The organism is Dyella sp. PARNA 12/25, assembly GCF_055702865.1.
The window spans coordinates 170,382-183,330 of the sequence record NZ_JBVQCI010000002.1 but is presented as its reverse complement, the minus strand read 5'-3'; the positions used below and the strand labels follow the sequence as shown (position 1 = coordinate 183,330).

At 60.4% G+C, this 12,949-nt stretch carries 15 protein-coding genes and 1 tRNA gene; 14 read left to right on the top strand and 2 right to left on the bottom strand.

The window, feature by feature from the left end; genetic code table 11:
• Positions 1-62 precede the first annotated feature (62 nt).
• The 14 genes from AC0GUR_RS05430 to AC0GUR_RS05365 are packed head-to-tail and all read left to right on the top strand — an operon-like array spanning position 63 to position 12,151.
• Positions 63-374, top strand: a complete 312-nt coding sequence (locus AC0GUR_RS05430; RefSeq protein ID WP_472876453.1) for a phage tail assembly chaperone — start codon at positions 63-65, stop codon at positions 372-374.
• Positions 293-685: a DUF1799 domain-containing protein gene (locus AC0GUR_RS05425; RefSeq protein ID WP_472876452.1), complete on the top strand. Its 393-nt coding sequence runs from the start codon at positions 293-295 to the stop codon at positions 683-685. Before AC0GUR_RS05430 ends, AC0GUR_RS05425 begins: the two co-directional genes overlap by 82 nt.
• On the top strand, positions 682-3,345 hold the full coding sequence (locus tag AC0GUR_RS05420) for a phage tail tape measure protein (protein WP_472876451.1): 2,664 nt from the start codon (positions 682-684) through the stop codon (positions 3,343-3,345). Before AC0GUR_RS05425 ends, AC0GUR_RS05420 begins: the two co-directional genes overlap by 4 nt.
• Positions 3,338-3,670, top strand: a complete 333-nt coding sequence (locus tag AC0GUR_RS05415) for a phage tail protein (RefSeq protein ID WP_472876450.1) — start codon at positions 3,338-3,340, stop codon at positions 3,668-3,670. Before AC0GUR_RS05420 ends, AC0GUR_RS05415 begins: the two co-directional genes overlap by 8 nt.
• On the top strand, positions 3,667-4,359 hold the full coding sequence (locus tag AC0GUR_RS05410; protein WP_472876449.1) for a phage minor tail protein L: 693 nt from the start codon (positions 3,667-3,669) through the stop codon (positions 4,357-4,359). The genes AC0GUR_RS05415 and AC0GUR_RS05410 overlap by 4 nt, the downstream gene beginning before the upstream one ends.
• The gene (locus AC0GUR_RS05405; RefSeq protein WP_472876448.1) at positions 4,356-5,078 is read left to right on the top strand and encodes a C40 family peptidase; all 723 of its coding nucleotides are present in this window, start codon (positions 4,356-4,358) and stop codon (positions 5,076-5,078) included. Before AC0GUR_RS05410 ends, AC0GUR_RS05405 begins: the two co-directional genes overlap by 4 nt.
• A 53-nt stretch (positions 5,079-5,131) precedes the next feature.
• Complete coding sequence (locus tag AC0GUR_RS05400; RefSeq protein WP_472876447.1) at positions 5,132-5,368, top strand: hypothetical protein; 237 nt, start codon at positions 5,132-5,134, stop codon at positions 5,366-5,368.
• Positions 5,332-6,105, top strand: coding sequence for a tail assembly protein (locus AC0GUR_RS05395; RefSeq protein WP_472876446.1), 774 nt, complete (start codon positions 5,332-5,334; stop codon positions 6,103-6,105). Before AC0GUR_RS05400 ends, AC0GUR_RS05395 begins: the two co-directional genes overlap by 37 nt.
• Positions 6,105-9,377: a TipJ family phage tail tip protein gene (locus AC0GUR_RS05390; RefSeq protein ID WP_472876445.1), complete on the top strand. Its 3,273-nt coding sequence runs from the start codon at positions 6,105-6,107 to the stop codon at positions 9,375-9,377. Before AC0GUR_RS05395 ends, AC0GUR_RS05390 begins: the two co-directional genes overlap by 1 nt.
• Complete coding sequence (locus AC0GUR_RS05385; protein WP_472876444.1) at positions 9,377-9,670, top strand: hypothetical protein; 294 nt, start codon at positions 9,377-9,379, stop codon at positions 9,668-9,670. The genes AC0GUR_RS05390 and AC0GUR_RS05385 overlap by 1 nt, the downstream gene beginning before the upstream one ends.
• Complete coding sequence (locus AC0GUR_RS05380) at positions 9,670-10,353, top strand: hypothetical protein (protein ID WP_472876443.1); 684 nt, start codon at positions 9,670-9,672, stop codon at positions 10,351-10,353. The genes AC0GUR_RS05385 and AC0GUR_RS05380 overlap by 1 nt, the downstream gene beginning before the upstream one ends.
• Before the next feature lie 7 nt (positions 10,354-10,360).
• Positions 10,361-11,368 carry a hypothetical protein gene (locus tag AC0GUR_RS05375; RefSeq protein ID WP_472876442.1) on the top strand — a complete coding sequence of 336 codons (1,008 nt, stop codon included), beginning with the start codon at positions 10,361-10,363 and terminating at the stop codon, positions 11,366-11,368.
• Complete coding sequence (locus AC0GUR_RS05370) at positions 11,365-11,838, top strand: hypothetical protein (protein ID WP_472876441.1); 474 nt, start codon at positions 11,365-11,367, stop codon at positions 11,836-11,838. The genes AC0GUR_RS05375 and AC0GUR_RS05370 overlap by 4 nt, the downstream gene beginning before the upstream one ends.
• A gap of 25 nt (positions 11,839-11,863) precedes the next feature.
• Positions 11,864-12,151 (top strand): hypothetical protein, encoded by a 288-nt coding sequence (locus AC0GUR_RS05365; RefSeq protein WP_472876440.1) that lies wholly within the window; start codon positions 11,864-11,866, stop codon positions 12,149-12,151.
• 68 nt (positions 12,152-12,219) lie between these two features.
• Here the strand turns inward: AC0GUR_RS05365 and AC0GUR_RS05360 are convergent.
• Both AC0GUR_RS05360 and AC0GUR_RS05355 read right to left on the bottom strand, forming a co-directional pair.
• Positions 12,220-12,305: transfer RNA gene (locus tag AC0GUR_RS05360), tRNA-Leu, on the bottom strand.
• A 25-nt stretch (positions 12,306-12,330) separates the two neighbouring features.
• A complete protein-coding gene (locus AC0GUR_RS05355) occupies positions 12,331-12,909 on the bottom strand; it encodes a cysteine dioxygenase family protein (RefSeq protein WP_472876439.1) in 579 nt (192 codons plus the stop codon).
• Positions 12,910-12,949 lie beyond the last annotated feature (40 nt).

The following is a 12,949-nucleotide window of genomic DNA, read 5'->3' as shown; positions in this document are numbered from 1 at the left end:
TTCAACGATGAACACAGGCCCCGGTAGCTCCGGGGCCTTCTTTTTTCGCCAAGGACAAGAAAATGACGAAGCTAAAGCTGACCCCTGACCCGACCTTCAAAGCAGTGGTGAATATCCCTGTGCCTGGCGGCGAGCCGGCACCCGTGGAGTTCACCTTCAAGCACCGCGACCGCGCGGCCGTGAAAGTGTGGGTGGAATCGGTCGGTGACAAGACCGACGCGCAGGTGATCGAGTCCTGTATCACTGGCTGGGATCTCGACGACGAACTGAACACCGAGAACATCAAGCGCCTTTGCGACAACTACGTCGGCGCCGGCATGGCCGTGTTCAGTGTCTACCTCGACGAGCTGCGCGGAGCCCGCGCAAAAAACTGAAAGCGGTCGCGCGTGCGCTGTACGAGAAGGGGCCTGACGAAGCGGAACTAGCCGCGTTCGGCCTCTCGCTCGATGACTTCGACGACGCGGCCGTAGAGGTATGGCCGGACAATCTGCCGGCCTGCAACGTGTTTATCGCCATGGCAACGCAGTGGCGAACTGGCGCCATGGGTGCCACCGGATTGGACTACAACGCGCTGCCCGCCGTCTTGCGACTGGTGGGCGTTGCGCGCGCTCAATGGTCGGACACCTTCGAGTGTCTGCGTGTGATGGAGGGTGAGGCGATGACGGTGATGGGAGAGTCGAAGTGACGGACATTGCCAGCCTTGGCATCAAGGTAACGACCGATGGTGTCCAGCAGGCGTCCGACAACCTCGACAAGCTTGCTGCCAGTGGTGACAAGGCCGCCAAGTCATCCGAGAACCTAAACAAGTCGTTCTCGCAAGGAAGTGGCTCTGCCGCAGTTCAGCAGCGCACCGATGCCATCAAGGGTCAGCGCGCGGAGCTGGAGAAGTTCCTCGGCCAGGTCGACAGGACCATTCCAGCGCTCGATCGACTGGACAGGCAGCAGGCTAAGCTTGCGCAGTTCAAAAAGTCCGGCCTGCTTGGTGACGAGGACTTCGCGCGCTTCAATGATGTCATCGATCAAAACCGCAACAAGATCCTTGGCGCCACCGAGGCCGTCCACCACTTCAGCCTAAACAACGCCAACGCACGACGCGAACTTGGCCTACTGGCCAAGGACATGGCGACCGGCAACTGGGGCCGCTTCCAGCAGTCGTTCGCGACGCTGGCGGGCCAGTCTGGCTTGCTCGGCGTGGCATTCAGTGGTGTCGGCGCAGCCGTTGCCGCCATCATTGCGCCGCTCGCGCTGTTCACCGCTGGAGCCATCAAGGGCCACCAGGAGACGGAGAAGCTCCGCACGTCGCTGATCGCCACGGGTGATGCGGCCGGCGTGAGCACGGCTGGCCTCGACAAGATGGCATCGCAGGTGGGCTCCGCCACTGGCAAGTGGGGCGATGCACGCAAGGCCATTGAAGAATTCGCGGCATCCGGCAAGGTCGCCGGCGCCGGTATCAGCGGCCTCGCTCAAGAAGCCGTGAACATGTCCACGGTCACAGGCGAGAGCATCGACAAGACCGTTGCCAAGCTGATCGAGCTTGGCGAGAAGCCCTCCGAGACGATCTCCAAGCTAAACGATCAGTACCACATCCTCACCAACGCGCAGTACGCGCGCATTTCCGCACTGGAGGAAGAAGGGCGCGTATCGGACGCCGCACGCCTTGCAAACCAGGCGCTTGGCGACGAGATGGCGAAGCGCGCCAAAGAGGTGGAGGACAACGCCGGCTGGATCGTGCGCTCGGCGCACTGGGTGCGCGACGCGTGGAACGACGCGTGGGACACGGTCAAGCAGGTGGGTAAGCCTGAGTCGATCGCCGACAAGGTGCGCGAGGTAGAGGGGCAGATCAAGGCGCTCCTTAACCCGGGCCCGAAGGTTGACCGCCAGGGCAATCTTGTCCAAGGAAACGCGTCCGGCGCGAGCGAGAACAATCCGCGCATTGTGGCGTTGCGCGCGCAGCTTGCCGACCTTCGCAAACAGCAGTTCGACCAAGGTCTGGCCGGCGTAAACAAGTCAGTCGAGGACCAGCTCAACGCGCAGGGCATTGCGGCGCAGCAGCGCCTAGCCAAGTTCACATCGCCGCAGACAAAGCTAGATGACTCGCTGAAGAAGGCGGCACAGGATCGCCTTGCGGCGCTATATGGCGTCGTCGATCCGACCGAGCGCGCCAAGATAGAGGGAGAGTTCCAGGAGCAAGTACGCCAAGCACGCGAGGCCTACAACTCGGCTATGAAGAAGCTGGCCGGGCCGGATGACTCCATCGACGCGCAGGTGCTGGCACGGAAGAACCTGCAGGATGCCATCCGCAAAGAAATCGAACTAGACAAGCAACAGCTCGACCAGTGGGCACGCAACACCACCGCCGTCGCCAACTACCGGCAGGCGATGGAGGACAAGCTCAAGACCGACCAGCAGGCCATCGACCTGCAGATTGCCGCGGTCAGCATGGGGCACCAGGAGCTAGCGCTCCAGCGTCAGCTGCTCCAGATCGAGAAAGAGGCCGACAGCCAGCGCCTTCAGCTCGAACGGGACCGTGCCAACAAAGCCTATGGCATGGACGATGACGAGTACCGTGGTCGGCTGCGCTTAATCACTGAATTCGAGAGCAAGCGCAAGCAGTTGGTGACCGATGGCAATGCTGATCTGCTGGAGGCCGAGCGCGATTGGAAGAACGGCGCAAAAAGCGCATACGCCGACATATTGGACAGCGCTGGCAATGTCGCTGGCCAGACGCGCAATCTATTCACCAATGCCTTTGACGGCATGGCCGACGCTCTGGCCAACTTTGCTACGACCGGCAAGATGAACTTCAAGAGCTTGGCCGCTTCGATCCTTTCTGACTTGGCAAAGATGGAGATGCGCATTGCCACATCCAAGGCATTGCAGGCTGTCATTGGCGCTTTTTCTGGTGGATACGGCGGCACCGGTGGAAGCGGCGGCGTCGATTACAACAGCCAGGGCTTCGTGTCGAAGGTGTATGCCACTGGTGGCGTGGTCGATGGCAGCACATCGCTGTCGTCGTTCTCTGGCTCAGTCGTTGACAAGCCTACTGTGTTCGCGTTTGCTAAGGGTGCGGGAGTCATGGGCGAAGCCGGCCCTGAAGCCATTCTGCCTCTGTCCCGCGGACCAGACGGGAAGCTTGGCGTAAAGGCTGGCGGCGGATCCGGCGGCGGTATCAACGTTAATGTCAACGTCAATGTTGACAACACCGGAAACTCGCAATCTGACACTCGGGGCAGCGACGCCGACTCAGCGCGTCAGCTTGGAAAGATGATCGACTCCAAGGTGCAGGAAGGCATTGCTAGTGCCATGCGCCCTGGTGGTCCACTTTGGCGCATGCAGCATGCCTAATACCTTCACATGGCCAATCCAGTCGCGACCGACTGGAACCGAGACAGCGCGCGTCCGTAGCGCCAAGTTTGGTGATGGATACGAACAGGTAGCGCAGGACGGCATCAATAACCTGTCGAACAGCTGGCCGATCACCGTCACAGGGGCATCGGTCGATGTGATTGCAGCGCGCAATTTTCTTCGCGCCCAGTCCGGTCGGTCGTTCCTATGGACGCCGCCGCGCGACGTGCAGGGGCTGTACCGATGCAAGCAGTGGGCGCTGACACCCGAGGGTGGCGATGCCTACTCACTGGCCGCAACGTTTGAGCAGGCATTCGCGCCGTGACTATTTACGCAGACGTACAGAAGCTAGAGCCAGGCGCAGAGGTAGAGCTATTCCAGCTCGATGCACGCTCGATCACCGGTGGTGGCACCGGAGACATATTGAGCTTTCACGGTTACGCGCAGGTGGGCCCGATCTTCTGGCAAGGGGTTGAGTACAAGCCTTGGCCGATCCAGGCGGAAGGCTTTCAGCTGACGCCGGATAAGCCGCCAATGCCATTGCTTGCCGTTGGCAACGTGGATGGCTCCATCACTGCGCTGTGTCTGGTGTACCAGGACCTTGTCGGGTCGCTACTGATCCGCCGGCGCACGTTTGGCAAATACCTAGACGGTCAGCCAGAGGCCGACCCAAGTCAGGAGTTTCCGCCGGACAAGTGGTTCATTGAGCGGAAAGCGACGGAGACGTGCGATGTCGTCCAGTTTGAGCTGTCGTCAGCGCTCGACTTCGGACAGCAACAGCTGCCAGGCCGATCGATCGTCGCCAACAGCTGCACCTGGCTGCAGCGTGGCGGCTACCGCGGGCCCTATTGCGGATATACCGGGCCAGCGGCGGCCAAGGCTGACGATACGCCGACGAGTGACCCGGCCAAGGATGTCTGCGGCGGTCGTCTGTCGTCGTGTCGCCTTCGCTTTGGTGCAAACAATCCGCTCCCCTATGGCGGCTATCCGGCCGCTGGACTACTGCGCGCATGACGCCTGAAGAACACGCGCTCGCCGAGTACCCGCGAGAGTCCTGCGGGCTGATGGTCATCGTGAAGGGCAGGGAGCGGTACTGGCCGTGCAGGAACACCGCGGCGACGCCCAGTGAGCACTTCGTCTTGGCGCCAGAGGACTACGCAGAGGCCGAGGAAGCCGGCGAGATCGTCGCGGTAGTGCACAGCCATCCTGACGCATCGGCTAGCCCTAGCGAGGGCGACAAGGTGTCATGTGAGGCATCGGAGCTGCCGTGGATCATCCTTTCTGTGATGGATGGCGCCATCGCTCAGCGCGAACGCATCGAGCCGAGCGGATACCAGGCGCCGCTCGTTGGCAGGATGTTCCACCATGGCGTGCTCGACTGCTGGTCGCTTTGTCGTGACTGGTACATGCGCGAGCTTGGCGTGGTACTTCCGAGTCCGCAGCGTGTCGATAACTGGTGGGATGACGGCGAGAGCGACCTATACGACCTTAAGGCACTTGCTGAAGCCGGGTTCGAGCGCGTGGAGCTGGCCGACATCCAGCGCGGTGATCTGATTCTGATGCAGATTCGCAGCAAGAATCTGGTGCCAAACCATGCTGGCATCTATCTCGGCGACGGCTTGATGCTTCACCACATGCACGGACGCCTATCCAGTCGCGATGTGTTCGGTGGCTATTGGCTTGAAAACATGCGGCACATTCTTCGCATGAAATCAATTGCTCACAGCAATTGAAAACGATTGAATAACGTGTACAAAGCACGAACCAATCACTGAAGGGACTCACTATGAACATGCGCATGATTGCGTTTGCGTTGTTTTCCGTTGTCGCTATGTCTGCATGTGCCGCCGAGCAGAAGTGGACCCGGCCCGACACCTCAGCCGCGCAGTTCGAGCGCGACAAGGAGCAGTGCCTGTACGAAATGAAGCTACCACCGGGCATGGACTCCAAGCGCGCCAAAGCCGAGCTTGAGCGAATGCTGCCCGGTTGCATGCGATCAAAGGGCTACGCGCCAGCGGCATAAGGCCGCATCCAAAGACCTACGAAGCCCGCCTTGTGCGGGCTTTTTTATTGCCCGGAGTTCTCATGCCACACCTTCGCACTGTTCGGCTGTACGGAAAGCTAGGCAGCAAGTTCGGCCGCGTCCATCAGTTTGTGCTCGAAAGCAACTCCGTGGCTGAGGCGGTGCAGGCCCTGCATAGCCAGTTCGCTGGCTTCGGAGCGTTCCTCCTGCAGGCGAAGGACCACGGCATGGCGTTCAAGGTCTTTGCAGGAAAGCGGAGCATGTCCGCAGAAGAACTGCAGAATCCCGTTGGTGACGCTGACATCCGCATTGCTCCCGTGGTGATTGGATCGAAATCGGGAGGTGCCGGTACATTCATCATGGGTGCTGTGCTGTTTGTGGTTGGCGCCGTTATTACGTACTTCACCGGCGGCTCAGCCGGTGCGGTTGGCGGCGGCCTGATGAAAATCGGCATCGCCATGATGATCGGCGGCGTCGTGCAGATGCTGTCGCCGCATCCAAAGGGATTGAAGAACAGCGACCGTCCAGACAACCAGCCCTCTTACGTATTCAACGGCGCGGTCAACACGCAGGCGCAGGGCAACCCCGTGCCAGTCGGTTACGGCCGCATGATCGTCGGTTCGGCTGTCATTTCTGCCGGAATCGACGCCGGTGACTATGCTCCGGCAACGGCTGGCGTCGGTCCAGGCACCGCTGGCGGCAGCGGCAAAACCAACTATTACCAGATGGAGGCGTGATGACGACGCTGTCCATCATTGAGGGCGCAAAGGGCGGCGATAAGCAGCGCACGCCAGTCGAGTCGCCCGATAGTCTGCGTTCCATCGCCTCGTTCCGCATTCTTGACCTCATTTCCGAGGGTGAGATTGGCGGATTGGTGAACGGGCTGCAGTCGGTCTACCTAGCGGAGACTCCGCTTGCGAATAACGACGGCTCGCTGAATTTCCAAGGTGTGCACGTCGAGACGCGCACCGGCACGCAGGACCAGGACCATATTCCAGGTTACCCGGCTGTCGAGAACGAAATCAGTGTTGGCATTGAGCTGAAGCAATCGACTCCGTGGGTTCGTTCGCTTTCCAATACGCAGCTGTCTGCGCTGCGTATCACCATCGGCGTGCCAGGCCTCTCCAAGGCCAATACGTCAAACGGCGATATTGGCGGTTACTCGGTTGCCTACAAGATCGAAGTGCAGACCGATGGCGGCGCCTTCGCGGTGGCCTATAGCGGTGCCATCACCGGCAAGACAACGAGCAAGTATCAGCGTTCGCATCGCATTGATCTGCCGCCGGCCGCCCTGGGTTGGAACGTTCGCGTCACTCGCCTGACGGCCAACGCGAACAGCCAGGCCATCGCCGACACCACCACGATCGACAGCTACACCGAAGTGATCGACGCTAAGCTGCGCTATCCGAACAGCGCGCTTGTGGCCATCAGCGGCGATGCGTCCCAGTTCTCCAATATCCCGTCGCGCGCCTATGACATGTGGCTCCGCATCGTGCAGGTGCCAAGCAACTACAACCCTCTGACGCGCGCCTACGCTGGCGTATGGGATGGCACGTTCAAGCCGGCATGGACGGATAACCCGGCGTGGGTCTACTACGACATTGCCACCCATCCGCGCTATGGCCTCGGTCACCTCATCACCGCGGCGCAGCTGAACAAGTGGGAGCTGTACCGCATTGCGCAGTATTGCGATCAGCTTGTGTCGGACGGAAAGGGCGGGCAGGAGCCGCGATTCACCTGCAACATTTACCTGCAGACTGCATCAGATGCTTACAAGCTGCTGAGCGACCTCGCAAGCATCTTTCGTGGCATCAGCTTCTGGACGGGCGGGGCAATCACCGTTTCGGCTGACATGCCGTCAGATGCGGCTTACCTCTACACCGCTGCAAACGTCATTGGTGGAAAGTTCGTCTATTCGGCGAGTGCACGTAAGACCCGCTTCACCACGGCACTCGTCACGTGGAACGACCCGAGCGACTTCTACCGTCCGAAGGTCGAGTATGTGCAGGACGACGCCGGTCTGGCTCGATACGGTATCCAGCGCTCGGACATCACGGCGTTTGGCTGCACATCGCAGGCGCAGGCGCAGCGGGCGGGCCAATGGGTGTTGCTGACCTCTCGCCTAGAGACGGACACAGTAACCTTCAGCGTTGGCCTTGATGGCGTCCTGGCGGCGCCTGGCCAGGTGATCCAGGTACAAGATCCGGCCCGCGCAGGTAAGCGCCAGGGTGGACGCATTTCGCGCGCCACGAAGGTAGCCGTGACAGTCGACAAGGCACCTGATGCCGTGGCCGTTGGCGACAAGCTGACGGTTGTATTGCCCACTGGCACTGCCGAAACGCAGACGGTCACCGCTATTTCAGAGAGAACGATTACCGTGGCATCGCCTGGCTTCAGCGTTGCCCCTGAGGCCGAGTCGGTTTGGGCGGTGGAGTCCTCCACGTTGGCGACGCAGACCTTCCGCGTGCTGTCCGTCACCGAGGATAAGTCGAGCACTGACCTCAGCTTCACCATCACGGCGGTGCAGCATAACGCCAGCAAGTTCGACGCCATTGATAACGGCTCGATCATCCAGATTCCACCGATCAGCTCGCTGCCAGATTCAATTCAGAAGGGCCCGGCGTCCGTCGCGCTATCAGGCAATGTGGTGGTGGTGCAGGGCATCGCAACCAACGTCCTCACAATCGCATGGCCGGCGGCCGATGGCGCCGCGCAGTACCAGGTGGAGTGGCGCCGAAACGACGGGGAGTGGGTATCCGCCGGCCGCGTATCAGGCCTATCAGCCGACGTGCAGGGGATCTATACGGGCGACTATGTTGCCCGCGTCAGAGCGATGAACTATGGCGGCGTTGTCTCGCTTCCGACCTATTCGGACGTGACGCCCATCAATGGCAAAACAGGCGCGCCGCCGTCTGTCACTTCGCTGACGACGGCGTCCAAGGTATTCGGCATCCACGTGGAGTGGAACTTTCCGCAGGGCGCCGAAGATACCCAGCGAACCGAGATCTGGCGCTCGCCGACGCCGAACTTGGCCGATGCAGTGAAGATCTGCGACCTGGCCTATCCGCAGCGCACGCTTGAGATTGATGGCCTGGCCGCTGGCGTTTCGTTCTTCTTCTGGGCTCGACTGGTCGACAAGACCGGCAATATCGGCCCGTTCTATCCAACTGGCGCTGGCGTGAATGGACAGTCCAGCTCTGATGCAACGCCGATCCTCGATTACCTCGCCGGAGAAATCAGCCGCACGCAACTCGCTCAAGACCTGATCAAGACGCTAGAGCCCATCGAGCCCGATATGGCCGGCGACGTGACGTCCTTTGCCGGCGATACCACCAACTACGCCGGCACGTGGACGCTGCTCTATGCCCAGCAGTCGGGCGACCTTACCCTGGCACGCCGGGTCGACACGGTTGCCGCTAAGGCAGACGGCCTTAGCGCACTGGTTCAGACAGAGACGCAGGCGCGCATTGATGGCGATACGGCGCTAGCCAGCCAGATCACGACGGTGCAGGCGACTGCTGGAGACGCGCAGGCGCTTGCTCAATCGGCCATCACGACATCGGCCTCGCTGGATGGGAAAGTCTCTGCCGCGATGACGTGGAAGGTGCAGGTGGATCCTGGCACGGGGCTGAAGTACGCAGCCGGTATCGCCCTTGGCATCGACAACGCAAGCGGCATCGTGCAGAGCCAGTGCCTCATCCAGGCTGACCGCTTCGCTCTGATCAACGTAGCCAACGGCAATGTCACCACGCCTTTCGTGATACAGGGTGGGCAGACCTTCATCAACCAGGCTTTCATCGGCAATGGCTGGATCAATAACGCGATGATCGGCAACGTGATTCAGTCGACGGCCGTCGATAGCACCGGCAATCCGATTTGGAAGCTCGACAAGGTAAACGGCCTACAGATTCGCGGATCGAACTCGTCAGGAAGGACGGAGATCGATGGCAACGGCGGGCGTACCTATGACGCTAATGGCACGTTGCGCGTTCGCTGGGGCACCTGGTAATGCCGGCCGGCCTCCAAGTGTGGGATGCAAGCGGACAGCTGATATTTGACCTCACCGATCGCCTGACACGCCTTGTCTCAGTGATCTACGTTTCGGTCGGTGCGAGCGGTAGCGTGCAGCTCCCTGAGGGTGATGCGTGGTGGTACACGACGCCCATCGGTCAGGCTGCATCGATCGGATCGGCTTACGTGCCTGCAATCTCTGTCGATGGGAACAACCTGCTCACCTACGCGCCAAACACCATCTTCGGGTTCGGCCAGGTAGATTGCATGCTTGTTGTTGGGGTGTACTGATGGCTGCCGGCATTGAGGTGCGGAACGGTAATGGAAGCCTCGTTATTGATGGCAAGTACAAAAACCTGGTGTTAGCTGGAAAGGGCACGGCGAACACCGAAACAGCGATAGACACGTTCTCTTACAAGAGCATCAACCTAAACGGTCTGAATGGCTATCCAGTGGTGGCCGTGCAATCGTCAAACGGCGCATGGGCGACGGTACGATCTTACTCAAGCGGTGCAGCGGTTGTAGATGTCATGGTGCACGGCGGCGTCGGTACGTCGTTCAATTACTTCATTTTCGCCCTTCCTAGCACGCTGGTGGACTCTGGTGGTTTCCAGGTGTTCGACGAGGCTGGGCAGCTGGTGTTCTCTGCCGGCCATCGCTACATGAAGATAGCCGGCGCCATCGGTGCCAATGCTGACCCGACGGTCCAAAATGCCAGCATCACACTCCCCGCTGGTCGATCCTATGCCGTCATGCAAACGGCACCCATGGCGTACTCAAAGAACGTCCAGCAATCGGGTATCCCTGGCACACAGGACTGGTGGACCTATTCATTTCGCGCTTGTTTTGCTGTGAACGGAAACGTTATCACACGCGTCACCGACGAGTTCCAAATGACGCGTTATGGGACAACTATGCCGCCTTATTACAGCCTTTACGGCGCCGGCTTCATCGTCGACGTTACAAACTTCTGAGGGTCTTATGGCAAGACAAACGATCAACTACGGAACAGCGCCAGATGGTTCGGGTGGCGATAATCGGCGCGCAGCTCTTGAAAAGCTCGAAGCGAACGACACTGAGCTATATGCTTCCACAAGTGCAAACGCCACGGCCGCAGAAGGCGCACAGACCACTGCGAACACAGCCAAAGCCAACGCTACAACAGCTCAGTCAACGGCGGACTTGGCAAAGGTCACTGCCGATGCTGCGCAAGTGAGTGCGAATAGCGCGCTGTCGCGCCTGGTAGGCGCTAACTTACTCATCAACGGCGACGGGCGTGTAAACAACCGCGCCTTTGCTGGCGGCGCGCTCGCGGCGAATACCTACGGCTACGACCGCTGGCGTACGGGTGCAGCATCCGCATCAATCCTGATGCCTTCGGGCTCGATTTCTCTAAATGGGACCATCTACCAGGTCATCGAGGCACCAAACCTCGCTAACGCTAAGGTTACCGTGTCGGTTCGTAATCCGTCAGGGCCGATCACGGTGAAGCTACAGCCGAATGCCACGACCGCGACGGCCGCCGTGAGCATGATCCCGGCCGGCGTAGGCATTCAGTCGGTAACGCTGGACGTTCCGGCAACGCTCACCGGAGACCTGTACGTGCTGCTAAGCACGACTGCGTCGACGACGTTCGACGGATATGGCGCGCGTGGCGGTATCAAGCTTGAAATCGGACCGGTGGCTACGCCTTTCGAGCAGCGCCTAATGGCACTCGAGAGCCAGCTCTGCCTGCGCTACTACCAGTCGTTCACCGGCATGCGCCAGATTGTGTACATGGGCGCTTCAGGCGGGTTCGCTGTTCCTGTTACGTGGCCAGCAATGCGATCGGCTCCAAGCTCGACATTTGCCATTACGTCTAGCACGAACGTGAACGCAGGGTCGTCGTTCAACGTCACAAGCCCGTCCAACGGCTTCACTTTCCTTTCTGCCCTCGCAGTAGGTAACACTGACTGCACGTTCAACCTCACCCTGAGCGCCGAACTATGACGAAGTACCGATTGACGAGCTTTGGCGCTGGTGTGATTCGTAGCAGCGATGACCTGCTGATTCCTGAGGACATGGCCAATGCGGATTGGCGCGAGTATCTCGACTGGGTAGCAAACGGTAATAGACCTCTTCCGGTTCCTCCGCCTACATTCAATGACTACCGATCCGTGTTCATGGGAAACTTCACCCAGTGGATCGAGGACGTGGCGCGATCCAATGACTACGACTCGTCCATCTCGTGCGCAAGCTATGCCACCTCAGGCGTAGCACAGTTCAAGGGTGATGCCGACGCCTTAGTGGCCTGGCGTGACGCGCTATGGGTGTGGGCGGCAGGATGGCAGGCTGGATTCAACGGCGCGGTCCCTAATCCGATCCCGTCATGGGAGGAAGTGAAGGCCATGGCCCCACAGCCTATGGACTTCGGGTGGGTCGTTCACCCAAAAGGGCAGATTGTCGATCCGACGACCTGAGACGCCGCCAGCGTAGGCTTGCGGCATGTCCGACGTGCCGCAAGTCAAATGGGAGCAGGCGACGATGAGCGGGCAGCCGCTCGATCATTGGCTTGCCACGCTCCCCGGGTCCGTATGCTTCGCCTCGGTGAACATGCGCCTCGACGGCACCTGGAAAGTGAATCTGACGCCAAAAGGGCGCGACATAAAGGTCATCCCGATTTACTCGACCCCCTACAAGACCCGTGAAAGGGCGATGCAGCAGGTGGAGCGGTGGGCGCACTTTCACTGGCGAACGGTGCCGGCTGCTGAGGCGGTGAAGCGGATGGCGTGAGTCATCAATTGCGGAAAAATCGCATAATTGCGGAAAAGAAAAAGGCCCCTTAAAGGGGCCTAAGTCACTGGTACCGGTGATAGGACTCGAACCTACACGACATCGCTGCCAGTGGATTTTGAGTCCACCGCGTCTACCATTCCGCCACACCGGCACTGCAGCGGGCCATTATGCCGGGTTCAGTGCACCGGGTCGAGCCCCAATTGACGGTCGGCGCGCTGGTACTGGTTGTGGCCCACGGGTTGGAAGACGGCGCAGTGCGTCATCTGGCCGGAGTAGATGTGCAGGCTCACCGCGACGGCGTCGTCGCTGGGGTTGCGGATGGTGTGGTACTCGTGGGGCGGGATCAGGCTGCCGGCGGAACCGGGGCCGGCCTGGATGGAGCCCACGGGCTGGAAGCGGTAGTGGCCGTCTTCGTCCGCCAGGCGCTCGTATTGCACGACTTCCAACGCGCCGCTCCATACACCTTCTACGCACCACATGCCGCAGTGGTCGTGGATGGGGGTGCCCTGGCCGGGGCCCCAGGTCATGGCGACCACGCAGTAGCCGTGTTCTTCGCTGTGGTACAGCTCGCGGCGCGCGTAGCGGCCTTCAGCGGTTTCGAATACGCAGTCCGGCAGCTTCACTTCTTTGTTGCGGATGAGGCTGCAGAGGCTGTTGCGGAGGCTGTCGGTGACCGCGCGGGTGCAGTCCTGGGAGACGGCAGCGTCGATGGCATCGATCAGCGTGCGGGAACCGGGGAAGTCGAGGGTGAGCATGGCGTTCTCGGATTGCGGCAGCCGGGCCATCTTAACAGCG

Excerpts from the sequence above, each read along its gene's own strand:
- AC0GUR_RS05370 (WP_472876441.1), top strand. The coding sequence starts at position 11,365 with ATGACGAAGTACCGATTGACGAGCTTTGGCGCTGGTGTGATTCGTAGC.
- AC0GUR_RS05400 (WP_472876447.1), top strand. The coding sequence starts at position 5,132 with ATGAACATGCGCATGATTGCGTTTGCGTTGTTTTCCGTTGTCGCTATG.
- AC0GUR_RS05355 (WP_472876439.1), bottom strand. The coding sequence starts at position 12,909 with ATGCTCACCCTCGACTTCCCCGGTTCCCGCACGCTGATCGATGCCATC.
- AC0GUR_RS05375 (WP_472876442.1), top strand. The coding sequence starts at position 10,361 with ATGGCAAGACAAACGATCAACTACGGAACAGCGCCAGATGGTTCGGGT.
- AC0GUR_RS05390 (WP_472876445.1), top strand. The coding sequence starts at position 6,105 with ATGACGACGCTGTCCATCATTGAGGGCGCAAAGGGCGGCGATAAGCAG.
- AC0GUR_RS05380 (WP_472876443.1), top strand. The coding sequence starts at position 9,670 with ATGGCTGCCGGCATTGAGGTGCGGAACGGTAATGGAAGCCTCGTTATT.
- AC0GUR_RS05430 (WP_472876453.1), top strand. The coding sequence starts at position 63 with ATGACGAAGCTAAAGCTGACCCCTGACCCGACCTTCAAAGCAGTGGTG.
- AC0GUR_RS05385 (WP_472876444.1), top strand. The coding sequence starts at position 9,377 with ATGCCGGCCGGCCTCCAAGTGTGGGATGCAAGCGGACAGCTGATATTT.
- AC0GUR_RS05405 (WP_472876448.1), top strand. The coding sequence starts at position 4,356 with ATGACGCCTGAAGAACACGCGCTCGCCGAGTACCCGCGAGAGTCCTGC.
- AC0GUR_RS05365 (WP_472876440.1), top strand. The coding sequence starts at position 11,864 with ATGTCCGACGTGCCGCAAGTCAAATGGGAGCAGGCGACGATGAGCGGG.
- AC0GUR_RS05415 (WP_472876450.1), top strand. The coding sequence starts at position 3,338 with ATGCCTAATACCTTCACATGGCCAATCCAGTCGCGACCGACTGGAACC.